This is a genomic window from Paenibacillus monticola (genome assembly GCF_009664975.1).
Taxonomy (GTDB): domain Bacteria; phylum Bacillota; class Bacilli; order Paenibacillales; family Paenibacillaceae; genus Paenibacillus_AQ; species Paenibacillus_AQ monticola.
In genome coordinates this window covers 43,646-65,461 of the sequence record NZ_WJXB01000012.1, presented here as the reverse complement: position 1 = coordinate 65,461, position 21,816 = coordinate 43,646, and the positions used below count along the sequence as shown (strand labels likewise).

27 protein-coding genes are annotated in these 21,816 nt (G+C 41.5%); 8 read left to right on the top strand and 19 right to left on the bottom strand.

From position 1 onward, the window contains the following. Window positions 1–192 precede the first annotated feature (192 nt). The 14 genes from GJB61_RS32255 to GJB61_RS24110 form a co-directional block, all read right to left on the bottom strand. Complete coding sequence (locus tag GJB61_RS32255) at window positions 193–327, bottom strand: hypothetical protein (protein ID WP_267490841.1); 135 nt, start codon at window positions 325–327, stop codon at window positions 193–195. A 165-nt stretch (window positions 328–492) separates the two neighbouring features. Further along, complete coding sequence (locus tag GJB61_RS24170; RefSeq protein WP_154121599.1) at window positions 493–936, bottom strand: hypothetical protein; 444 nt, start codon at window positions 934–936, stop codon at window positions 493–495. 228 nt (window positions 937–1,164) lie between these two features. Further along, window positions 1,165–1,539, bottom strand: a complete 375-nt coding sequence (locus GJB61_RS24165) for a hypothetical protein (protein ID WP_154121598.1) — start codon at window positions 1,537–1,539, stop codon at window positions 1,165–1,167. Between the two features lie 249 nt (window positions 1,540–1,788). After that, window positions 1,789–2,121, bottom strand: coding sequence for a hypothetical protein (locus tag GJB61_RS24160; RefSeq protein ID WP_154121597.1), 333 nt, complete (start codon window positions 2,119–2,121; stop codon window positions 1,789–1,791). Between the two features lie 743 nt (window positions 2,122–2,864). Then, window positions 2,865–3,461: a hypothetical protein gene (locus tag GJB61_RS24155; RefSeq protein WP_154121596.1), complete on the bottom strand. Its 597-nt coding sequence runs from the start codon at window positions 3,459–3,461 to the stop codon at window positions 2,865–2,867. A gap of 340 nt (window positions 3,462–3,801) precedes the next feature. Further along, complete coding sequence (locus tag GJB61_RS24150; protein WP_154121595.1) at window positions 3,802–4,635, bottom strand: metallophosphoesterase; 834 nt, start codon at window positions 4,633–4,635, stop codon at window positions 3,802–3,804. 189 nt (window positions 4,636–4,824) lie between these two features. Then, the gene (locus GJB61_RS24145) at window positions 4,825–5,367 is read right to left on the bottom strand and encodes a GNAT family N-acetyltransferase (protein WP_229522418.1); all 543 of its coding nucleotides are present in this window, start codon (window positions 5,365–5,367) and stop codon (window positions 4,825–4,827) included. 256 nt (window positions 5,368–5,623) lie between these two features. Next, window positions 5,624–6,100 carry a hypothetical protein gene (locus GJB61_RS24140; RefSeq protein ID WP_154121593.1) on the bottom strand — a complete coding sequence of 159 codons (477 nt, stop codon included), beginning with the start codon at window positions 6,098–6,100 and terminating at the stop codon, window positions 5,624–5,626. 373 nt (window positions 6,101–6,473) lie between these two features. Then, window positions 6,474–6,815, bottom strand: coding sequence for a hypothetical protein (locus GJB61_RS24135; protein WP_154121592.1), 342 nt, complete (start codon window positions 6,813–6,815; stop codon window positions 6,474–6,476). A gap of 102 nt (window positions 6,816–6,917) precedes the next feature. Then, the gene (locus GJB61_RS24130; RefSeq protein ID WP_154121591.1) at window positions 6,918–7,334 is read right to left on the bottom strand and encodes a GNAT family N-acetyltransferase; all 417 of its coding nucleotides are present in this window, start codon (window positions 7,332–7,334) and stop codon (window positions 6,918–6,920) included. Between the two features lie 99 nt (window positions 7,335–7,433). After that, complete coding sequence (locus GJB61_RS24125; RefSeq protein WP_154121590.1) at window positions 7,434–7,856, bottom strand: hypothetical protein; 423 nt, start codon at window positions 7,854–7,856, stop codon at window positions 7,434–7,436. A 3-nt stretch (window positions 7,857–7,859) separates the two neighbouring features. Continuing rightward, window positions 7,860–8,333: a hypothetical protein gene (locus GJB61_RS24120; RefSeq protein WP_154121589.1), complete on the bottom strand. Its 474-nt coding sequence runs from the start codon at window positions 8,331–8,333 to the stop codon at window positions 7,860–7,862. A 217-nt stretch (window positions 8,334–8,550) separates the two neighbouring features. Further along, window positions 8,551–8,880, bottom strand: a complete 330-nt coding sequence (locus tag GJB61_RS31915; protein WP_338116106.1) for a low molecular weight protein tyrosine phosphatase family protein — start codon at window positions 8,878–8,880, stop codon at window positions 8,551–8,553. An 85-nt stretch (window positions 8,881–8,965) separates the two neighbouring features. Next, window positions 8,966–9,658, bottom strand: coding sequence for a phosphotransferase (locus GJB61_RS24110; protein ID WP_154121588.1), 693 nt, complete (start codon window positions 9,656–9,658; stop codon window positions 8,966–8,968). A gap of 546 nt (window positions 9,659–10,204) precedes the next feature. On the opposite strand from GJB61_RS24110, the gene GJB61_RS24105 reads away from it, so the two are divergent. Further along, window positions 10,205–10,609, top strand: coding sequence for a hypothetical protein (locus GJB61_RS24105; RefSeq protein WP_154121587.1), 405 nt, complete (start codon window positions 10,205–10,207; stop codon window positions 10,607–10,609). Window positions 10,610–11,071: 462 nt separating this feature from the next. Here the strand turns inward: GJB61_RS24105 and GJB61_RS24100 are convergent, their stop codons facing one another. Beyond that, window positions 11,072–11,833, bottom strand: a complete 762-nt coding sequence (locus tag GJB61_RS24100; RefSeq protein WP_154121586.1) for a SagB/ThcOx family dehydrogenase — start codon at window positions 11,831–11,833, stop codon at window positions 11,072–11,074. 456 nt (window positions 11,834–12,289) lie between these two features. Between GJB61_RS24100 and GJB61_RS31910 the strand changes: the two genes are divergently transcribed. Continuing rightward, window positions 12,290–12,454: a hypothetical protein gene (locus GJB61_RS31910; RefSeq protein WP_229522417.1), complete on the top strand. Its 165-nt coding sequence runs from the start codon at window positions 12,290–12,292 to the stop codon at window positions 12,452–12,454. Window positions 12,455–12,472: 18 nt separating this feature from the next. Here the strand turns inward: GJB61_RS31910 and GJB61_RS24095 are convergent, their stop codons facing one another. The 3 genes from GJB61_RS24095 to GJB61_RS24085 form a co-directional block, all read right to left on the bottom strand. Further along, the gene (locus GJB61_RS24095) at window positions 12,473–13,600 is read right to left on the bottom strand and encodes an Ig-like domain-containing protein (protein WP_195724455.1); all 1,128 of its coding nucleotides are present in this window, start codon (window positions 13,598–13,600) and stop codon (window positions 12,473–12,475) included. A 430-nt stretch (window positions 13,601–14,030) separates the two neighbouring features. After that, a complete protein-coding gene (locus tag GJB61_RS24090; protein ID WP_154121584.1) occupies window positions 14,031–14,606 on the bottom strand; it encodes a dihydrofolate reductase family protein in 576 nt (191 codons plus the stop codon). 366 nt (window positions 14,607–14,972) lie between these two features. Further along, window positions 14,973–15,197: a helix-turn-helix domain-containing protein gene (locus GJB61_RS24085; RefSeq protein WP_019908812.1), complete on the bottom strand. Its 225-nt coding sequence runs from the start codon at window positions 15,195–15,197 to the stop codon at window positions 14,973–14,975. Window positions 15,198–15,299: 102 nt separating this feature from the next. Here GJB61_RS24085 and GJB61_RS31905 point away from each other — a divergent pair, with 102 nt between their 5' ends. From GJB61_RS31905 to GJB61_RS32435, 6 genes are all read left to right on the top strand, one after another. Beyond that, complete coding sequence (locus tag GJB61_RS31905; RefSeq protein WP_229522416.1) at window positions 15,300–15,443, top strand: hypothetical protein; 144 nt, start codon at window positions 15,300–15,302, stop codon at window positions 15,441–15,443. A 136-nt stretch (window positions 15,444–15,579) separates the two neighbouring features. Beyond that, window positions 15,580–16,557, top strand: coding sequence for a LacI family DNA-binding transcriptional regulator (locus GJB61_RS24080; RefSeq protein WP_154121583.1), 978 nt, complete (start codon window positions 15,580–15,582; stop codon window positions 16,555–16,557). Between the two features lie 301 nt (window positions 16,558–16,858). Then, complete coding sequence (gene efeO / locus GJB61_RS24075) at window positions 16,859–17,755, top strand: iron uptake system protein EfeO (protein ID WP_154121582.1); 897 nt, start codon at window positions 16,859–16,861, stop codon at window positions 17,753–17,755. A 5-nt stretch (window positions 17,756–17,760) separates the two neighbouring features. After that, window positions 17,761–19,032 carry an iron uptake transporter deferrochelatase/peroxidase subunit gene (gene efeB / locus GJB61_RS24070; protein ID WP_154121581.1) on the top strand — a complete coding sequence of 424 codons (1,272 nt, stop codon included), beginning with the start codon at window positions 17,761–17,763 and terminating at the stop codon, window positions 19,030–19,032. Window positions 19,033–19,100: 68 nt separating this feature from the next. Beyond that, window positions 19,101–19,247 carry a hypothetical protein gene (locus GJB61_RS31900; protein ID WP_229522415.1) on the top strand — a complete coding sequence of 49 codons (147 nt, stop codon included), beginning with the start codon at window positions 19,101–19,103 and terminating at the stop codon, window positions 19,245–19,247. A 109-nt stretch (window positions 19,248–19,356) separates the two neighbouring features. After that, a complete protein-coding gene (locus GJB61_RS32435; protein ID WP_338116082.1) occupies window positions 19,357–20,931 on the top strand; it encodes an FTR1 family iron permease in 1,575 nt (524 codons plus the stop codon). A gap of 164 nt (window positions 20,932–21,095) precedes the next feature. Here GJB61_RS32435 and GJB61_RS24060 read toward each other — a convergent pair whose 3' ends face one another. After that, window positions 21,096–21,815 carry a thioesterase II family protein gene (locus GJB61_RS24060; RefSeq protein WP_154121738.1) on the bottom strand — a complete coding sequence of 240 codons (720 nt, stop codon included), beginning with the start codon at window positions 21,813–21,815 and terminating at the stop codon, window positions 21,096–21,098. Window position 21,816 lies beyond the last annotated feature (1 nt).

The window sequence follows — 21,816 nt, the reverse complement described above, 5'->3', positions numbered from 1 at the left end:
CTATAAATACTGAAATAATTTGTAATCTCGCAGAAATTCTGGGATTTGTCCATCTTAAAAGATCTACTCTAAATATGGATCGAATGCAAACAATAATAATGAAAAGATAAAGGATTGTGTGCATAGGGGCTGATAGTAAATATAAAATATTCAAATCTTGTTTATCTTCCTTTCATTTATCAATATTGTTTATCAATTTCGTCTGACGTTTCCACATTCACGGACGTCTACTGCCTGATTCACTTCCTCGAAATGCTTGGGCAAACAAGGGTCGAATTGCCGATCCGCAGCGTTGAATGCGATGTTAGGTGATGTTAATGCCATCATTGATTTATCATGCATCATATCTTCTTAATATTTCTTCAATTGCTTCTACTTGTAGTTCATAGCTGTTTGTAACCCTGAATTTACCCTCAATCATTCTTTGTCCACGCGAATGCCCGATGCGTGAATATTGTGTTATCTATTGTCGGGTGCTTCTTTGAAGCAGCTTCAAAATCGGTCATCGACTTTCCATTTTCCCTTTACTTTTAAGAAGGAATAGTAAGTTTGATCCTTTTGTCCATTTTCCCATTCTCTTGTAACAAAGATTATTACTTTATCTGAACTTTCCTTCTGAACTTCTTCAATTGTATATCCGATCAATTTTAATGAATCTTTGTTGATTTCAAAATAAATTGATTTCATTTCTTTAATACTTTTTGTTTCTGAGGTGTCGCTAGAACACCACGAATATACTCGTCTAACGAACTCATCTGTTGCATATGGACTCCAATTGTTTATATCGTCAAAGTTTTCAAAGTAGTTGTTAATAACAATATTTAGTTCTGGAATATCAGTGTCTTTTCCATTAACTGCGGCATTTGTGGCACCTTTAGTCCCACAGGAGCAAAGAAATATAATTATGGCCATTGTAAACAAAATTTTAAGCTTCATAGGTAACTGATCTCCTTGTTATTGTGCTATACCCTATTGCAGATAACGTTGTTATATTCACGAACCCTCACTGGCTTAAAGGTCAAGGGCCTGGGCGCGATGCGCTTAGTCGGTGCGGGGTTGTCCGCTGATTCACTTCTCCGATATTCTTCTTGCGGACAAGGAGCCGACAGGCTCCTATGCGTGAATGCGGTGTTATACGATGTCGGCGACTTCCTCGAATCATACTCACCAAATCGCTATTCCAACCTTATCTTTTTCTTCAAGTATTACCTTTATCATTTCCAAGGCATTTCTAATTCTAAATTCAATAAAGTCTTTATCATAGATTGTATGTAGCTTTATAATATCTAAATTATCAAACAAAATAAGTAATTCGCTTCTTAGTTTTTCTATTTCGCTATCAAACACAAAAATATCCATACTTTTTAAAGAATATATCTTCTCACATCCAAGTTCTCTAATTAAATCAATTCCCCATAAAGTTTTTCTGCATGACTCAAAACCAAATGAATTATTGTGTGGTGCTAGTATCTGCTCTTCCATAACATTAGTATCTATAAATATACTTTGCTTTGGAATTACACTAATTATCAAACTCATATAGATAAATTCCCTCTCATTAATTATCTCTTAATTCTTATAATCCCGAATTCTTATACATCGCCGATTACTTATAACGTTGTTGTATTCACGAACCCGAGAGGCTTAAAGGACTAAAGTGACTGGGTCGTAGACTTAGCCTCGCAGGGTGATTGCCTGAATCTGCTTCATGGCTTCTTCCCTTCTGGCAATCCAAGGAGCCTACAGGCTCCTCTGCATGAATACATTGTTATGTGAAGTACCCTGCCCTCAGTCAATCCAAATATTCTTTAAATTTCTAATATATATACTAGGATCATCTTCATCTACATACATTAATCCTTCATCTTTTAGAATTTGATTCTGAATTAAATCATTGATTATTCTATCTGTTACTTCTTTATAGTGCTCTATGTCTTGTGGAGATTCATCTAGTTCAGAAAGAAATGTAATAGTATCGCCTATGTTATTTATTAAGTACCAGGTAGTAATCGCGGAAGCGACTGGATTCCCAACGATTTCCGTTAGTTTTGAAGCCGGTAGGTGAGAGTAATTAATAACTTCTTTCTTTGATAAGTTTATTAATTGGTATGTAGCACCCATGCCTATCAGATCCTCCATATATCGCAATTAGGGTACTTCAAATAACGTTGTTGTATTCACGAACCCGTAGGGTTGTCTGCTTGATTTATCTTCCCGAATTATCTTCTAGCAGACCCAGGGCCGAATGGCCCGCAGCGTGAATATATTATTAGGCGATGTCACCTCTTCTTCGAATTTCTATAATTATAATTAGCCTTTAATCATCTTTTATAGTTTTTTTCTTTGTTAGTTTCATAAATTATCACTTAAGATTGTTCTTGGAAGGATTAAATTTTTTTATAATTTTTTTCAGTCCGATTCCACACCCATAGCCCCCAAAAGTAACCACAAACAGGAAATATTATTAAAATTTTTTATAAGAACATATAAAAGGAATGATTGAAGGTAACAGAGTGATCATTCTCTAATAATTCAGTAAAAAAAATAAATATGACCGCCGTTGGTATGCCCCAACCTATTACCCCCTATAGAAAAGAAAATACTTCCTTCCTTTAGATCTTATTTTTTCCCATTTACTTCTTTGCACTGCATTCATATATCTTAATCACCTTTCTTAATTATTTCTTCAGTGTCTAGACGGTTTCGCCTAACGTTTGTGTGTTCACGACGTCCATCCCCCTTAGATAGCTCTTATCTTAAGGGGGATATGTCTGCCTGAATCCACTTCTCCGAATATCATCGGGCTGACCAAGGGGCGTTAGCACCGCAGCGGGAACATGGTATTAGGCGATGTCATATAGTCATCATTTATTGCTTTCAAATTCTATCAATTTATATTGATCCTTAAAATTTTCTCCATGATTTAATTCATTTATTAATTTTAAGAGTCCAGATTTCCCTACGATTGTAAACCACCTCGTAACTTCATGACATGATAAATAGTAATTATTACTTGCCTCTATTGTTCCGTAATTAAATGCTTTATGTGAGTCCAAAAGATCGAAATCGATAGGGGACTTTCCATCATTTGTCATATGATTCCATATTGCTTCGTTATTTGAAAATCTACCGTCAATCATTGCCGCCAAACCTTCATCAAACCAGACTGGGACTTTATTTTTATTGTGTAATCTATCTCTCAGTTCTGCATGAGTAAATTCATGAGAAATCACATTCTCATTGAACCCTCTAGGGCCAATTACGATATAATTTTTCCAAGGATAATAATAAGTTTGCCCTGTTGAATTCTCCGCATATTTTCTGATAAATTTTTGCGATTCGACATATATTACATATGGATAAGAATCTCTGTCACCAAATACATCTGAAATTTTAGCCACCGAAGTCTGCACATAATTTAATAATTCTTCTTTTATTATATCTTGCAAGTCTGGTTCCATATAAACATCCGGTGTAACTTGTTCAATCTTGAATAATCAACTAGAACTGCACTTACTGGTTTTGAGTATATATTAAGTGAAATAACAATTATGGAGATTAAAAATATTACAAATAGAATAGTAACTTTTTTTCTTTTTTTTAGTGGTTTCATATTCATCTCCTATGTTTGTATGATTTCACCTAACGTAGTTGTATTCGCGACGTCCATTCCCCTTAGATAGCTCTTATCTTTGGGGAATGGATGTATCTGCCTGATTCTTCTTCTTCGAATATGCTACTAGCAGATCAAGGGCCTTATGGCCCGCAGCTCGAATATGGTGTTAGGTGATGTATGACTCTTCAATGAGTTACCCTCATAATCTTCTTCGGTATATTATTATTCTCATCTGGATAACCCAAAGAGGCATTTATAAGTCTACATCCTTCATTTATGTAATCCACTCTTCTATGAATATGACCAAAACACCAGATTTTTCTATTTAGATTATATAATAACTCTCTACCGTTAAAATAATAAAAGCTGTTGCTAATATCATTTATCTTATCTATTGGAACGTTAGACCAATCGGGTGAAATATGAGTAACCACCACATCTGAAATATCAAGTATCTTCTTGAGTTTTGTTAACTCTTGCAAAAACATTGCTTCAACCAATCGCGGTAATCCCTCTATTAAAACAGAATCATTTGATATCGACTTCCAACTATCATAGATTTTATTAACATCTATGTTTAGTTGATGTATTCCATATTGAAAGTCATACCACATTCCAGCACCACCAAAAGTAATTCCGCCAATTTCAATTGTATCCCCATCTAAAAATAATACTTCAGGTATTTGTTCTGCCATTATTTTCATTTCTTGAAATCTACGTATTGAGTTACGTTTGTATTTGTTTTTTATTGATTTAGTAACTAAATAGTAGTCGTGATTCCCTGCTACCAGCAGAATATACTTATAATGTTCCTTGAGTTTTTCGAGAAAAATGAAATTTTGTTTGTTAAAGTGACCTAGATCACCAGCTATCACCAAAACTTCTGAAGGCTCTTCAGGAAGAATTATATGCACGAACTTATCTAATCTTTGATTTTGTTTTATATGATTACTTGAATATTCCACCCAAAAATCTAAATGAATATCAGATATGAGATCAAAATGTATTATTGTCTTCACCTCGTTCTAGTCATATTTCATCTAACGTTGTTGCATCACGAGCCCGAGAGGCTTAAGGCGCGGAGCGCCGGGTCGAAGACTTAGCCTCGCAAGGTTGTCCGCTGAGTCTACTTCTCCGAAATGCCTCTTGTAGACCAAGGGACAGCGAATGCTGGCTCGATGCGTGAATGCTTTGTTATCCCTTCACCATCACTTATCATGGTAGAGTCTATAATACTTAAACTCGTATTCTTTATTTGTTATATGAACCAATAATTTCTTAATATCGATAAACTTGTAACCACAATTCTCTAAAACTTTTTGAGAACGAATGTTATCAACAGCGGCTGTGCCTATGATATAGGGGATGTTGTAATCTCTATAAGCCCATTCCGTAACAGCTCTAGTAGCTTCTGTAGCAAATCCATTTCCTCTGGTATCAGGAAGCAAATTATAGAAGATTTCTGTCTCATGCAAATCATCGTGTTCACCTGCTCCAACCGATCCAAGAACATTCCCATTTACTTTGTCAAATATCCCAAAACAAACAATGCCATTAATGATATCCATGTTTATGTAATTTGTAATATGCCAGCTAAGAAATCCTTCAGAATTACTTTTCTGCATTTGCCAACCAATTACTTCAGGGATATCTAGCAGTTTTTCAAACTCAGATAGATCATTTATTACAAATGGTCTAATAATAAGTCTGCTAGTTTCCAATATCATTTTAGCTTCATCTCCAAATATCAAGTGAGCAATCTTGTCATATTATTTTTATAATGATTTTAATCATTTACAGTAATTTCCGATAACGTTGTTGTATTCACGACGTCCCTTCCACCTTAAGCCCGAAGGGCGGCCGCGATGCGGTTAGGTGGTGCGGGTGTGTCCGGCTGAATCTGCTTCCTCTCTACTGTAATTGCATCCCCTAACCCACTTCTAACTCCGGTCCGGACCGAGGGCCGAATGGCCCGAAGCGTGAATATGGTGTTATACGAGGTTCTCTCTACTCTGAATTCACTTCAAATTGTTTTAGTCTTAAAATTGAATCGGTGATTCTTTCATAAGCACTTATAGGAAAATCTGAATTCCATCTTTCTTTATATTCTTTTGCCCCCAAATCTTTCATTTTGGTTAGTTCCCTATGTATTATTCTCAATAACCTAATTGTTTTTATTTCTTCAGTTATTAACAAAGTCCCTTCTTCAAGCATTTCCGAACTAAAATTATCATTCATTTCAAACACCTCAAACAAACTAAGTGTATTCGAAACTTTTAGAATTCTGAATCGATATTCGCCTGGTTCAGTCTGCACACTAATAATTACTTCATTTACCTCATTATTCAAGATAGATACTTTATTAGCTATATCATAGATAGCGTCTGTCAAAAACGAAACCGGGATCTCGATTTCTTCGCCATCTTTAGAATTAATCACTACATCTAACCACCCATGTGGTTCAAGACTCATTGAGATTTCCATGAAGTTATCACCTATTTTCCAATGTCCTTTGAGACTTTCGTATAACGATGTTGTATTCACTAACCATCACTGGCTTAATGGGTGCAGATCAAGCGCCGTCAGGCTAGCTGCGTGAATACGTTGTTATAGGATCTCTCCGACATTTTTGACTATACATGCAATAATGCATTCTTATTACACAACAATATATACTTACCAATAGGACCTTCATCAAAGGAGGGTTTTCTAGCTTAACCATTACCATGTGGGGGCAGGTCATCATTATACTTATAAAAAATCAAAGTATGACTTTGATTATTTGACATTATTTTGATAACGAATTGCGTTTCAGACAGCGATACTTCAGTAATTGTACTGCCTTTTAATTTATCTGTTAGTTCGTCCTTGCTGCTTGATAAGTGCTTATATTTATAAAAAGGAGATCCAAGATTTCGACTAAACTTGAATGTCTGAGTTCATAATAAATTGGAATTGCGCCTTTCAGTCTCGATACTGCTTCAGCAGGATCTCCTTGATAATCAACAGGCCTGGTTCCAGCATATTTAATAAACTTCTTCTGTCCTTCTTTCTCCACTCCAAAACAAATATTACCGGAGTCTTGTTGATCGAAAACTGCAAAAATATAACCTAATTTGTGTAGCCAACTGAAATCAATATCTTCCTTTAGTTGAAAAGTTACCTCGTCAATATTGTAAGTAATATCCTTAATACTCATTTATCCCTCCTGAAAACTGGTGTTTTAAGCCTCGTAGCTGTTACGCATACCCGTCAGAGTCTGCCAGTTCTAACCTTGATGATAATGCCTTCTTCGAATCAACTAAACTAAATCTTTAATCAGGTAGTAATGTTTATTGCCTTGTGGAGCATTTTCAATAATTGCAATTATCTTGTATCCATATTTTCGATAAAATTCGGGAGCTTGAAAACTGAATGTGTTTAATTTGATGAATGTACAGTTCTTTTCTCTTGCGATTTTTTCGGCTTCTTCAAGTAATTTCTTCCCATGACCTTGTATACGATAATCTTCGTGAACCCATAAAATATCAATCTCCATCCAGTTCCAACATACCGCACTATTTAGTCCTGCAATGATTTCTTTTTGATCATTCTTTATACACAAATTCACTTCTTCATAGCGACCGTTTGGAACATGTTTGGAATTGAACTCAATTAATTTGTTCCGTATGTAATTAGTCTCTTCATTTTTGCTTTGAAGTATATTCGAATTATTCATTAGGACCTCCTAATTATTGATTTGCATTAACTACGCAGGTGTGTCACCTGATTCTGCTTCTCTGCCTATAACTTCTAGTAACCATGGGCCGACAGGACCTCATTTAGACAGATCTATAATTTTATAATCAGTTTTTTGATCTAAGAAAGTGGTTTCAAACTCTTCAGGTAATTGCTTGAAATTTTTTATTCTAATGATCAATATTTCTTTTATATATTGCTCATCTGCTGCCATGTGACTTTTAATATTTACTATTAATTTACTCTTCTTTTGTTTAATTTCTGCGTATGGATACGTATAAAGACCTGATTTACTTAGGTTTGAATACAAAACAATTGTCTTATCTTTAATTATGAAATACGTTTTTTGCTCTTTAATTTGTTTAATTGTGTCCTGAATATCGTTATCTAATTCTTCCACTCTTACTTCATCAAACTCTATATCCTCTGATCTTATTGTGATAATTATTGCGATACATGCAATTAGTACTACGGTTAAAATCATTAGGATCTTATATTTCATGGGTTAGCCCTCTTTGTATAAATAATATTCATGTTGTCTTTCTAAGAGTTTTATTATTTCAGGTATATCGTTTTGACTTATTGGGGGTAAACTTATCAATTCTCCACCACATCTAAAATATGTTCGTCCATCATTATATTTGTATACATATCCTTTCAGTTCATCAGTACATTTGCCGCAATGATAACAACCAGTATATTTGTAATTATATTCTTCAATCGTTGTTCTAACTCCCTCTTGAAAGAGGTTAGAATATTCTGTTGAAGCATAAAACTTCAATTTTAGAATAGGTTTCCCTTTCTCAATAGAAAACTTCATTATATGGTGTTTTGTTCTGTTGTTAACGAATACATAATTTACTGCCTGCGTTTTTGCCTTCTTGGGTTTGTATCCGAGTAGCATTGCAGCATGAGCTAATTCGGAAAACGTATTACGTTCTTGTTCTGTAATTGATTGATAGAATATATCAAGTTCCATTCGATATCTCCCCTCATTACTTCATCGAATTCAATTCACACTTGAATAACAGTATGTGTGTATTTATTTATTTCACTTAATCTTCTTCTTAAATCTTCAAAGACAGGTACATTCGTCTTTGAGAGCGTTTGAGGAAGTTCGTATATATCAATAGCTTCATTTCTTTAATAATGAGTCCTGTCTCTTCGTAAACCTCCCCCGAATATTTCCAACTTAATTATTCCGGCACTTCAATATGTTCTGATACTCTTGATTTCAATATTTCTATTAATTCTTCATCCATAAATTGATAATCGTCTGGGATATCAAGACAGATTAATCGTTTATTCTTTAGACTGATTGGAAATTTATCTATAAGCCGTCTCGTATGCTTCTTCTCCATTACAAAAATCCAGTCCGACCATCCAATATGTCCTTCAGTAACCTTAATTCTTGCTCCTTCTTCCGTTCCTGCCGATCTTACTTCATAGCCATTGTATCCATCAAAAATCTTCTCCGCAGTTAAGCTACGCCATTTATTACGGCTACAGATAAAAAGTAATTTAATGTCTTGTCACCTATCCCTTTATGATCTTTGGTTATTAATAACGAATTTAAATATACTATTAGCTGATGTCTCTTTTTTGACTTACCTACGCTTGTTTCGCCGTTAAAGTCCTTCTAATCTCTTGAACAAGTTTTTCCTTCTTTATATCAGATATTGCGTCGGCGGATAATTTTCTAGCACAAATCGGTGTTATCCATGTATCAGCTTCAGGATTCCCGTTTGTTGCATTCATCCAATCTATCAATACAGCCTTTCCATCATTCTTAATAATGATATTGCCTGGGTTAGGATCGCCATGACACATGCAATGTTTGTATGGCAATGAATCCATTAATGAGATTACGTTCTCTTTCTCGTGTTCACTTAGATAATTAACGCTCATAATATTGTATTTAATTACACTTCTTTGAGAAGGTAATTCATAACCGTCAAATAGTGTATTGTGTACTTTGTATAATAGTTGGGCTGTCTGCCGAATATCGTCTTGGTTATTTTCATGGGTCTTGCTAATGAAAGCATGCTTAACAAAACGATCCATAATTGTTTCGCCTATAATATGTTCAACTATAATTCCTGGCCTACCGTCCACTTCTATTAAGTCAAACGGTTGCGGAACAGAGAGTCCACATTGCCAAGCGATACAGTTATTAAGATATTCTCTTCTTGCTGTTTCAATACTTGTATTTTCTCTGACAAGTTTAATTATTTGATTGTTTCCTATTTCAAATACTTCTGAGCAGCCGCCTTCTCCAATCTTGTTACCTAATATAATTGTCATTCACGTATTTCCTCTCTTTAATATTCTTTAGATTTCTGCTGCTCAATATATTTGCGCATAATCTCATAAGCGGCATCGGATAGAAGTATATTCCGGTCTTTTCTTCCCTTACCTTGTCGTACGAGCTAACCCTCTATATTCTCAAAATATGCTCTGGACTGAATTTCTCAAGCCTTTTGGCAATGGTCCGCTCGTCACGCATACTCAGCAGTATTTGCATTTCATTTCCTCCTCCAGTATATCAGCCTTTCAAAATATTGGGAATTAAAAAGGAGCCCTCCGAGGTTGTTCAACCTCAAAGGCTCCAATGCTTTTGGAGTCATCTATTAAGCTCTCACTGTATTCAGAAATCTACTTAGATAGGCTTAGCCGCTGGTCATGTGGGATTCGTCGAAGTCGACTTCCAGACCATCGAGAATGTAGGCATATCAAGGCTTTGCGGATAACACTTACACAATTTTCCCGAAAGTAGTTTTTCAAAGCAATCAACTCCTAAGCATGAACAGCTCTTTTATATTTAATTTTTGCACGACTAGGAGATGTAGTTTGAAATACGCTTTATTGGGCTCAATGTTCTGTAGGATTGCGTATTCTGCTCTTGCGGCATATTCACAAGGTTCTTCCAATTCCTTGCCACTCAATGTTTATGATATATTAGAACAAGGTGGTGTATACACATTTGAATCTAGAGAAGATTTCCATCATGCTCTGCCCGTAGAATCCTTTTACCCTTGGAACTCCTACGGGCTGAGCCTTATCCCAAGGGAGCGTGATGGTTATAAAACCTTACCGAACAAATCGAAATCAAGCCTATATTCGTTACTACAGACAGCAAATTATCAAGCGCAAAAAGCGAATGGTGGCACAGTGGGGATGGGCCTACAAACACGACGGCAGCTTTGCCAAAGGAAAAATCCATTGCTCCTGCTGGTGGTGCTGCGAAAAGACTAAACGTCTGGGCTATCCCAAATCAGAGCTTGTCAGGATAACTAACTGTGAGGAACAGCTTATGGAAGTCTGAGATACAAACTTAACATCCTCAAAACAAGCGATGTCGCATAAGGCAATCGCTTGTTTTTATTGTAAAAGTGAAACATCGAAAAGAATTCCACAACAAAAAACCTCCCCTCACCCTAAGGCAAAAGAAGGCTTAAACGCATTAGTCAGACTATCCGCAAAATGCTAAAAGATACTGAGATACCGAAAGATCGCACCTGTCCAGTGATGGAAACGTCTTACGGCTGCAAGAATCAACGAAAGACTTGTAGACGAATGTGGTTTCACGGGTGGTGAATCTACAGTTCGCCATTATTCGACTTCGGTCATGCTGAAGTTAACATGGGCGCTCAAGACTTTCGAGTCTGCCTATTCTGCATTTTTTGTTATTTAAGCAAAACAGAATAGAATTTACAGCTATTCTCGTTTCTTTCCAACTGCACCAAGATAGATAACAAATTCTTCATCACCGTCTAATTCTAAAATCTCATCAATCAACTTTTGATCATAGATTCCAATTGCGCAAGCACCTGCACCGATAGATTCACTGGATAAATAAAGGTTTTGGCATACATGTCCAACATCGATAAGGATTTTTTTGTGAGCTGAAATATCATACTTCCATTCAGAGCGATAGGGTGTTGTACTCCATGCAAACAGTACAGAAGCCTTTTTGGCAAAGTTAGGGACAAATGGCTGATCTAAAGTAATAGCATCAATCTTATGTTCAAGTTCATCTAATTCAAACATAAATAATAGCTTATGTTCGACAGGAAGGTATCTGTAGATTCCTCGTTGAATGCCTTCTACTCGCATAATAATTAAATAGGTTTCAAATGTGTGTGTCGCCCCACTGCATGGTACAGTTCGCAGCGTAAGTCCGTTCTTATTCATACCCGTAATTCCTTGGGTAGCCCATAATAAATAGGATAACTCATCCAGACTTAAAGTTTCCGCAGAATAAAACCTCGTACTTCTTCTTTGATTTATACAATCAAAAATGTTTTCTTTACACACAACGTCTTTGCTGACCTTTGGCAAATCAATAATTAGTGATTCTGAATGGGCGGGCTTAACAATTGGGGGTTGTGCAAGTCCTTTGATCTTATCTGTTTTTATATGTTTAAATTCATGAAAATTAGATTTTAGAAAGTGCCTTTGTTGTTCGTATCTTGTCATAACAGATCCTCCTGGATTACCTTAATAGCTTTAATTTATCATGTCATAAAAATTAGATTGTGATCTAACTCACTACTCCGTTGTTTTGGTGAGTAAACAAAAACGTTATTACATCCATTTGATAACCCCACTCCTCCATCCAGTTTCTTGATAGAGATCTGTCAGATAATCCGACCTAGAAAAAAAGACGCTCCTGGATTAGCAGAAGCATCTATTTTCGATACCTAAAATGTTATCAGTTATTACTCGATGCTAGTTTAGAGAAACTATGTGCTGAGAAGTGCTGGAAATCGCCGTCGAGAAACGAATCGCATCAACTATTCTGTAATAAACCCATATGCTGATATATGCTTGACCCTCCGTGCCACTAACATCGATACCAGAGAGGCCAGCACAATAATACCAACGCAAAGCATAACGATAAGTGGAATCTTTACAATGAATTGAACATTGTGAATGCCAGCACCAGAGAGCAGCAGTGTAAGCAGCGGATTGGTCCCTAAACAAATAATGGTTTCGCTCCTTAATAACAAAGGAGCGAAACCATTAGATAAAATTCTCGCCTTGACCATGCGTAATTGGCAGAATGAATTCAGCAATTATCCTATCGATTTCTCATAAAAGGATTGAACCATTCATTTAACCTTTGAAATGCGGAAATTTCTTCAAATCGTTCAATAACGTGTTAGAAGCGTTTTTCAGTTCATCAACGGAGGACTGGAGGTTACCGTTCAAGGTTGTTTCCCAGGCCTTGAACAATTCTGCTCGAGCGGGATCGTCGTAACCAAAGAAACCTGCGAACTGGGTTTTTTTCGTATCCGAAAATTGTCCGTAAGTGAGTATGACGATATTAATCATTGTGGGATCCGTTCCGGCCACCGAGATTAAAGAAGCGGCTTCGTTGGTCCACGTTTTGTCGTCGGTTTCCTTAAACGTCGCGTTGATCAGAATCGAAAGTGCTTCAGAGTTTCCTTCATATGTACTAATCAAGTAAGCGAGGCTGTATCTCAGATTCGCGTCCGTCGAAGACATCAGCAATTTGCCGAAAGCTTTCAACGCTTTATCGGAATTGAAAGCTTTAAGCAACTCCAAGGACGCCCGTTGCGAAGCTTGGTCCGAGCCGGCGTTCGAGAACAATGCCGCGATATCTTTAATATTGTCTTCCAAGTTATGTACGGCGAAATCCTGAACCATGCTCGTCGACCAAGACGGCGCACCTTTCATGACGATCGCCTGTAGACCAATTAGCAACTGCTGACGATCGATATTCATTAGCTTGTCACGCTGCGCGATTTCCTCGGTTGTCAGCTTTGTGTAATCCTTTTTGAATAAATTCTGCAAGCCTTTGCGGATGTCGGCGTCCAGCAACACCTTATCCGTGTAGAAGACAGGTATAGCGGATACGGACGTCTTGCCTCCGCTCGTTGTCGACGCAACCACTTGAACGACAATGCTCGCTTTACCACTATACCCTTTCTGAGAAACCGAAGCGGTAACAGTCGCCTTGCCTGGAGCAATACCGGTTACGATGCCAGCTGGAGTTACCGATGCAATCTTGGCGTTACTGGTCGAGAAGAGATACTGGACTTTGACCGTCGATTTCAGCTTCGTTTTCAGATCGGTTTTTTCCCCTTTCATCAAGGATATGGACACTTCTGTAAATTTCAAGTTCACAGATTTGATCGGTGCAGCCAACGCAGTACCAGCCACCAGATTTATAACGATGATCAAGATCAAGAATAAAGCAAATATACGGTATTTCGACATTGCAACAAACTCCTTTGGTCGATTTTGGAAACTGAGGTGCAAGTATACCATGAAAGACTTCTATGCTATCAATGATATAGTTTACAGAGTCGTTGTTTTTTTGCGTAAATTCGACGCCTGAAAAATCAGTTGCAAGTTGAGTATTTCTTAACCATCTATGGGAAAACACTGCCTGTAAAGCAATTAGGTTCCATTCAAGATCCATATGGCTTCTCTGAAGGTTGATTTTGAAACGATGCAAATCATTTACCCTAAGTAAAATAATTTCCCAACTAATTGCTCATCATCTCCACAAGTTCCAACACAACAAAAACCTCCCCTCACCCTAAGGCAAAAGAAGGCTTAAACGCATTCTTCATTGCAAAAGCACGGCAGCTATATTTTCAGCTCCCCAAGCTTGAGTTAGCGTAATCTACTTTAGGAGACAAGGTCATCTAAGCGTTTGGTAAACGAGGCCTATGGCTCCAGAATCAAATGTCTTGTTTTCGATAAGTTTAAGTTTGATCTTCTCCTTGAGACCTTGGAATAACGGCAACCCGCTGCCGATCAGGACGGGAGAAACCGTAATTTTATACTCATCTATTAAATCAAGCTGCATAAGGTAGTGTGCGAACCTTGGACTGCCGAGGATGACCATATCCTTGCCTGGCTGCTGTTTGAGGTTCTTGATCTCTTCCTCGACATCTTCTTTCACCAGTCTGGAATTGTTCCATTCGACTTTCTCCAGCGTCGTGGAAAAAACGATTTTGGCTGTCTTTTCGATCCACTCGGCATGATTCCGTTCATGCTGCGAAGTTGATGGGTTCGAAGGCACAGATGGCCAGTAACTGTGCATCATCTGATAAGTCCCACGTCCCCAAATGACAGTGTCGGTAGTACTCAGAATTTCTTTCGCGTGTTTTTCCAAATCAGCATCGTAGGAAACCCAGCCAATGTCCATTTCACCATTCGCCCCTTCTACAAAACCGTCAAGCGATGCGTGCAGAAATAGAACGAGTTTTCTCATTTTCAATTCTCCTTTGTTGATGAGGGATATCTACATTTATAACGGTAATTATCAACATAACCATCCACTAAAAGCCACTAAGATTCCAGCTTGTTTTAATAAACGAAAAAACAATTTCTATTTTCACAAGGAATTTCGATCTTCTCCATGTTTATTATCTTAGTGAGCGTCAAATAGCCCACACCTTGACCAAGATGAGAGCTATTTGACGCTTAGATAACTTCATTTTATCATATTTTGAATTCAAATCGATATTTCGCACCAAATTCAGACTCGAATTTTCACTCATCCACACAACAAAAAACCTCCCCTCACCCTAAGGCAAAAGAAGGCTTAAACGCATTCTTCACTGCAAAAGCACGGCAGCTATATTTTCAGCTCCCCAAGCTTGATCAGCTCGACAACCGCTTGCGAACGGCCTTTTACGTTTAGTTTTTGCATGACGTTGGAGATGTGGTTGCGGACTGTTTTTTCGCTGATGAATAACAGGCCTGCAATATCGCGTGTTGTTTTGTCCTGCACGAGAAGCTCAAATACTTCGCGTTCACGATGCGTCAAGAGAAATTTGCTGTGATGTTCGTTCCCTTTCAATGGTGTCACCCCTCCTTGCTCGGGTTTGTTTGGTATAACAAGGTAAAGGGATACAGTCAAAATATATTATGTTATGGGGATGTTAATGGTGACGTTGCAGGTATGAAATGGGCGTTAGCGGAACTAAGCAGAAACGGCTTCGCTGTCCTTTTATGGACGGCGAAGCCGTTTTTCGAGAAATATAAGGATAATTTATCGTGTGAAACCTATCCGGTCCATCACGCCCTTGCGGTCACGCTGGTTTAGTCCGGTAGGCTACTGCAATCCTAGTATAAAATATGGAATGGATTTCACAGCAAGTCTTTTTTTCGCAAGGCCATGTGGACAATGTGCTAAAATATAAGCATTATCAATTCGCACTCCATGGAGGCTGCTCCTACATATGGCTAACATTAAAGAAATCGCCCGAGTCGCTGGCGTTTCCATAACTACCGTATCGCGTGTACTTAATAATCATCCTTATGTCAGCAAGGAAAAAAGAGCCGCAGTACTGCACACTATTGAGCAATTGAACTATACTCGCAATATGAATGCGGTCCATCTAATTACCGGCCGCACAAAGGCTATCGCTGTGATTCTGCCCTATATCCATTTTTTTTATTTCTCTGTCATTGTGGAAGGTCTTGCCCGGGAGGCACTGCTAGCTCAATACCGGCTGATCCTGTGCCAGACCGATTACCGTCCAGAGGAAGAACTAAAGGTATTGGATATGCTGCGTAATAAGGAAATTGATGGGGTAATCATTGTATCTACAGCGCTGCAGCCTGAGGTCATCGAAGAGTATACAGCATATGGCCCCATTGTAACCTGCCAGGATAGCGGTGAACGTCGCTTCTCTTCCGTATATATTGAGCATTATTCCGCTTTTCGGCACGGTCTCGAATATTTGGCCGCCAAGGGATATCACAATATCGGCTACTGTGAGGGGAGAAAGCATGGCAGCAGCAGCTCCATCAGACAATCTGCCTACAGGGACTTCCTAGCAGAAACAGAGCTTCCTTTTCTAGAGGAATGGATGATCTTTGATTGTATAACTGAGGAGGATGGTGCGGCAGTATTGCACCGCTTGCTGAATATGACCAAACGTCCTGACGCTATCATTATTTCCGGAGATCATGTCGCTGCGGGTCTGATCATTGAAGCTCAAAAGCACAATCTCCGTATCCCAGCGGATTTGGCAATAATCGGGTTCGATAATCAGCCCATTGGCAGATTGCTTGGGATCACCACGATCGATAATCAACTTTTTGAGATGGGGGCTTGTGCCTTTCGGATCATCCATGACCAGATCAATGGCGACGGTGGACCTCCTGTACACCTTAAGCTTGAGTACAGCATTATAGAGCGATTAACCGTTTAGCTTGTTTGATCCATAAGAAAACTATCACTCTCCCGACAGTATTTGAGGCAGTAGTCTCAAGTTCAGTCGGGGGATTTTTTCTGCATTTGATTGTAGCTATGAGAAATATCACATTTTTGTATTGACAGTCCTTGTGTAGGGATTTATGATAAACCAAGCATGATTGATAACGATTATCATTTGCAGGCAAGGAGAAACGGCTGTGCTGTTCTCTAAGAGATGGTATCCGTTTCAGCGAGAAATAAGATGATTTATAGTGTAAAACACATAAATACATAAATTTAAAAAAGGGGTGTTTGGATTGAAGTTGAAATATGCAGTTCCTGCAGGTTTGCTCGCAGTCTCCATTTTGTTTGCTGGATGTGCCAATAATGATAACGAAAGTTCTGGAAATGAAGCACCTGCAGCAAGCAACAATACGGCATTGAATGTGCCCGCGGCTTCTGCTGAACCCGCTGCTAACGTGAAGGCTGTCGATTTCACATCAGCCATTGAGCAGTACCGTGCTTATGTAATCGAGCAATGCGATCAGTTTGTGAAGGAAACGGAAACATTTACGAATGCAGTTAAAGCGGGCAAGCTTGAAGAAGCAAAGGCATTGTATGCTCCAGCCCGCATGTACTATGAACGAATTGAGCCGATTGCCGAAGCGCTTGGGGATCTGGACCCTAACATTGATGCTCGTGAGAATGATGTAGATGCAGCGGATTGGCGTGGATTCCATAAGATTGAGAAATCACTCTGGGAGGGCAAAACAACTGAAGGTACCTCAGAAGTAGCAGACCGACTATTACAGGATGCCCAACTGCTGCGTGCCAAAGTCGAGACTGCTGAGATTGATGCCAATCTGCTCGTTACCGGTGCGGTTGAACTGTTAAACGAGGTTTCCTCTTCGAAAGTAACTGGCGAAGAAGAGCGTTATTCCCATACGGACCTGTATGATTTCGTCGCTAACGTCGAAGGGGCACAAAAAATATATGAACTATTAAAGCCAGAATTAGCGAAAAAAGATCCGGCCCTGGAACAAACGATCGGCGAAAAGTTCGCCGCTTTGCAAGCTGAACTAGCTCCTTTTAAATCTGGGGATGGGTACGTTTCCTACGAAGCGCTAAAGGAAGAAGAAATTCGTACATTGAGCCAGAACCTGGACGCATTGGCTGAGCCCTTGTCCAATATGGGAACTATTCTAGGAGTGTGACAGATATGAAGAAGAGTGACCCCTTATTAGGTAAAAAACTGAGCCGCCGCGATATGCTGCGGCTCACCGGTGTTGGCGGTCTTGGTCTGCTGTTGGGTGGTGGTGGTATAGGTGGGATTATGGCAACACGCGGTGCAGCGGCCCAAGTTCCAGCTGCAGAAGTGAAAGAGGATACCATCCCATTCTACGGAAGTCATCAGGCTGGAATTCTTACTCCATCGCAAAACTTCCTGTATTTTGCGTCGTTCGATCTGACTACGACCAAACTGGCAGATGTTAAAAAGCTGCTGGAGTTATGGACAACCGCCGCAGCCGCGCTGACTTCCGGCAGCCTCATTGGCAACATAAATGACAATCCCCATCTGCCACCTTCCGATACGGGTGAAGCCGCAGGGTTGACGCCAGCACGTTGCACACTTACGTTCGGCGTGGGCCCTTCCTTTTTCGATGGGAGATTCGGACTGGCCTCGAAGCGTCCGGCAAAGCTAGCTGATCTTCCTGCGTTCAAAGGAGACGACTTGGAGCCAAAATGGTCCGGGGGTGATCTATGTGTTCAAGCCTGCGCCGATGATCTGCAAGTTGCCTTCCACGCCATCCGTAATTTGGCGCGAATAGCTCGTGGCACGGCCGTTCTGCGCTGGACGCAGGAAGGCTTTCAGCGTACAGGCGGAGCAGATCCAATGGGAACAACACCACGCAATCTGTTGGGCTTCAAAGACGGCACAGGCAATCCCGATGTTACCAATGCCGCTGAGATGCAGAAGATTGTCTGGAACAGCAGCGGTGACGGACCCGCTTGGATGAATGGCGGCACTTATATGGCTGTACGCCGCGTACGCCTGCGTATCGAGATTTGGGATCGCTCCACATTGAATGACCAGGAATCGACCTTTGGACGTTATCGCCATAGCGGCGCTCCCATAGGAGCCAAAGACGAATTCGATGATCTGAATCTGAAAGCAACGGACCACTCCGGCAAACCTATTGTCCCACCCGATTCGCATTCCGCATTGGCGCATGGTGATGGTACGGTCAAAATGCTGCGTCGCTCCTATTCTTACTCCAGCGGCATGGATCTTACGACCGGACAGCTGGATGCAGGCTTGTTATTCATCAGCTTCCAGCGGGATTTGGTGAAGCAGTTCGTATCGATTCAGGAGCGGCTCTCGAAGAATGACAGGCTGAATGAATATATGGTACACACCGGCAGCGCGGTATTCGCCTGTTTCCCTGGCATTCGCGAAGGCGGAACTATCGGTGAATCTCTGCTAGGCTGAGTGCAGCTTGCTGCACGAACAAGAAAGATTTGGAGCAGATCTTAAGCTGCTCTTATGACTGTCTACTATTGAAAGGGGATTATCCCGATGTTCTCTCTTACGCATCACAAATGGCAGGCGCTGAAGGCAGCCGCGCTGCTCAGCTTCCTCTGTGTGCTGCTGCTCTGCCAGCCAGCAGCAGCTTTGGCCGCGGCGGGTGCAACGCCGCAGCATGATGAGCTGCTGCCGCCGATCGGCAGCGCGCTCGTCGAAGCCGGCCAGAGCCGCTGGGACGCGGCGGCCGGCGATGTTGCAGCGTTCGCCGCGCTGTGGCGCACCGCGAACGTGGGCACGCCGGACCCGGCACTCGCCGGTCCGGCTGCTGCCGTGGACGCCGCACTCGCAGATGCGGCGGCGGCCCTTGAGGCGGGCGGCGGCACGCCCGCCAAGACCGCGTTGTCCACGCTCGCCAGAGCCGTGGACGCGTACATCACCGCCGCCGCTGGCGAAGGCGGTGACACGGGTCTCGCCGGACGCGAAGCTGCGGCGAAGCTGTTGCCCGCGGCGGAGCGCGTGCGTGCAGCGGCGCAAAGCGCCGCTTGGACGACGGCAGCGGAAGCTTACCGCGACATTGTCAATGGCTGGAAGCCAGCGGAGCGCGACATCCGGGGGGATAATTCCGCCGTCTACGGCCTGCTGGAGACAAAGATGAGCCTGCTGCGCATCGCGCTGCAGGCAGAGCCGCTCCGCGCAGAGTCGGCGAAATCGGAGGCCGCAGCGCTGTACCAGCTGCTGGCCGATTACAGCGAGGGCAAAGCAATCGATACCGGTAACGCCTCCGGTGAACCAGCATCTATTGAAGGACTCATTAACTACTTGAAGAAAGCCTCCACCGCAGCTACGGGCGGAGACAGCGCCGGAGCCGCGGTAATTATGGAGCAGTTTATTGTCGCCTGGCCTTCTGCCGAGGGTCAAGTACAGATTGCTTCACCAGCGGTCTATAACAATATCGAGAATGAGAGCGCTGCCGTAACCGGCTATCTGCTGTCCGCTCCACCTAAGCTTACTGAGGCGATGACAGTCATGGACAATATGCTTTCCGAACTGACCCCATTGGCCGGAGAGACTAGCTACAATGCTTGGGATGCCGCGCTGATCCTGCTGCGCGAAGGCTTGGAAGCCATTCTTGTATTGGCTGCCCTCCTTGCTTATCTGAAGCGCAACGGTACTGCGAATACTCAGAAATGGGTCTGGTCCGGTGCTGCTGCTGGTCTAATCGGTAGTATCGCCTTAGCCGTTCTGCTCACCTATACAATTTCCCGAGCGGCATCCGGGGGAGCCCGGGAAATGATTGAAGGCATTACAGGACTGTTAGCTGTAATTATGATGCTGACCATCGGGCGCTGGCTGCACAGCAAGTCTAGTGCAGCGGCTTGGAATAACTATGTGGGACGGCAGGTGGATGGTGCGCTGGCCAAGGGTAATCTTTGGTCACTGTTCTCCATTGCCGCCTTGGCAATTTTGCGCGAAGGTGCGGAAACCACTATTTTTTATGTAGGCATGGCACCGTCTATACACACTTCCCAGCTACTGCTTGGCATCGGGAGCGCGCTCTTCATCCTCGTGATTATCGGCTACGCAATCATTGCCTTAAGTGCGCGACTGCCGATTGCCGCTTTCTTCCGCACAGCTACAGTGCTCATCTATTATCTTGTCTTCCGCTTTCTCGGCGAGAGTATTCACTCTCTCCAGGTAGCCGGTAAGATTCCTGCACATGTACAGGAAGGATTGCCCTCGGTAAGCTGGCTCGGCTTGTACCCAACCTGGGAAACGCTGCTGCCTCAGTTGCTGGTTCTCGCTTTTATTATTTGGGAGCTATTGCGCAATAAAACACCGCAAAATACCAGCACAGCCAGATAGTCATTTTCTTCGCACAGCGCAGTAAGAAACGAATATCCAACTAAGGATAATCACTAACCCATGAAGAATAACCCGCCCTCGTCTGAGGCGGGTTATTCTTCATGTACGTACAGGCTGACTATAACTTATAGTTAATTCTATAAAACAAAGCTTATATTGATTTCTCAGTCGCAACGGTCGGAAGCAGCCATTTTTTGCAGAAGTTCCGACACCTGCTCCGTCTCGGATAACACAAACATATGACCACCCTCAAAGCTATGAAACTCCGCCTGCTCTGCCCATCTCCCCCACTCCGGCATCATTTCATAATAACGGCGATCTTGTTTGCCGTTAAGAATGTGAACGGGACAGCGGAGCTTGGCGGGTGCAGTCGGAACAAAGGTTTCCATCGCCCGGAAATCTGAGCGGAATATCGGGAGAAAAAATTCGAGAAGCTCTCTTTCCTCCGCAAGTTCTGGAGGTATGCCTCCCAGGCGCACAAGGTAGTCAAGGAATGCCTTGTCGGTTAGATGCCCCACCCGTTCCGGTTCCCGGTGCGGCGGATAGACTGCAGAGATCACTACTCCTTCCGGTCGAATCCCCTTCAACTCCAATCGTTGCGTCAAGCGAAAGACAATCATTCCTCCCATGCTGTGCCCGAATAGATAGAAAGGCTGCAGCATATAAGGTGCTATGGCTTCCTCATACAAATCGACCAATCGTTCCAGATCATCCACAAGCGGCAACGGATTGGCGTGACCTGGAGGATCGATGCATAGCACTCGGAACGTTCCTTCTAATAATGTACCCAATGGGCGCAATGAAGCGGAGTACCCACCTGCAAAAGGAAAACAAATCAGCAGTGGATTGTCCTGCTTCCCGCCTTTAGTCAACGGTTTGACCATC

What these genes read in the sequence shown, in the direction of transcription:
- GJB61_RS24060 (WP_154121738.1), bottom strand. Translation starts at nt 21,815, where the DNA reads ATGGTCAAACCGTTGACTAAAGGCGGGAAGCAGGACAATCCACTGCTG.
- GJB61_RS24170 (WP_154121599.1), bottom strand. Translation starts at nt 936, where the DNA reads ATGAAGCTTAAAATTTTGTTTACAATGGCCATAATTATATTTCTTTGC.
- GJB61_RS24120 (WP_154121589.1), bottom strand. Translation starts at nt 8,333, where the DNA reads ATGGAACTTGATATATTCTATCAATCAATTACAGAACAAGAACGTAAT.
- GJB61_RS24110 (WP_154121588.1), bottom strand. Translation starts at nt 9,658, where the DNA reads ATGACAATTATATTAGGTAACAAGATTGGAGAAGGCGGCTGCTCAGAA.
- GJB61_RS32255 (WP_267490841.1), bottom strand. Translation starts at nt 327, where the DNA reads ATGATGGCATTAACATCACCTAACATCGCATTCAACGCTGCGGATCGG.
- GJB61_RS24080 (WP_154121583.1), top strand. Translation starts at nt 15,580, where the DNA reads ATGGCTAACATTAAAGAAATCGCCCGAGTCGCTGGCGTTTCCATAACT.
- GJB61_RS24140 (WP_154121593.1), bottom strand. Translation starts at nt 6,100, where the DNA reads ATGGAAATCTCAATGAGTCTTGAACCACATGGGTGGTTAGATGTAGTG.
- GJB61_RS24125 (WP_154121590.1), bottom strand. Translation starts at nt 7,856, where the DNA reads ATGAAATATAAGATCCTAATGATTTTAACCGTAGTACTAATTGCATGT.
- GJB61_RS31905 (WP_229522416.1), top strand. Translation starts at nt 15,300, where the DNA reads ATGAAATGGGCGTTAGCGGAACTAAGCAGAAACGGCTTCGCTGTCCTT.
- GJB61_RS24160 (WP_154121597.1), bottom strand. Translation starts at nt 2,121, where the DNA reads ATGGGTGCTACATACCAATTAATAAACTTATCAAAGAAAGAAGTTATT.
- GJB61_RS24155 (WP_154121596.1), bottom strand. Translation starts at nt 3,461, where the DNA reads ATGGAACCAGACTTGCAAGATATAATAAAAGAAGAATTATTAAATTAT.
- efeB (WP_154121581.1), top strand. Translation starts at nt 17,761, where the DNA reads ATGAAGAAGAGTGACCCCTTATTAGGTAAAAAACTGAGCCGCCGCGAT.
- GJB61_RS24090 (WP_154121584.1), bottom strand. Translation starts at nt 14,606, where the DNA reads ATGAGAAAACTCGTTCTATTTCTGCACGCATCGCTTGACGGTTTTGTA.
- GJB61_RS24130 (WP_154121591.1), bottom strand. Translation starts at nt 7,334, where the DNA reads ATGAATAATTCGAATATACTTCAAAGCAAAAATGAAGAGACTAATTAC.
- GJB61_RS31910 (WP_229522417.1), top strand. Translation starts at nt 12,290, where the DNA reads ATGCCAGCACCAGAGAGCAGCAGTGTAAGCAGCGGATTGGTCCCTAAA.
- GJB61_RS24095 (WP_195724455.1), bottom strand. Translation starts at nt 13,600, where the DNA reads ATGTCGAAATACCGTATATTTGCTTTATTCTTGATCTTGATCATCGTT.
- GJB61_RS24100 (WP_154121586.1), bottom strand. Translation starts at nt 11,833, where the DNA reads ATGACAAGATACGAACAACAAAGGCACTTTCTAAAATCTAATTTTCAT.
- GJB61_RS24135 (WP_154121592.1), bottom strand. Translation starts at nt 6,815, where the DNA reads ATGAGTATTAAGGATATTACTTACAATATTGACGAGGTAACTTTTCAA.
- GJB61_RS24165 (WP_154121598.1), bottom strand. Translation starts at nt 1,539, where the DNA reads ATGAGTTTGATAATTAGTGTAATTCCAAAGCAAAGTATATTTATAGAT.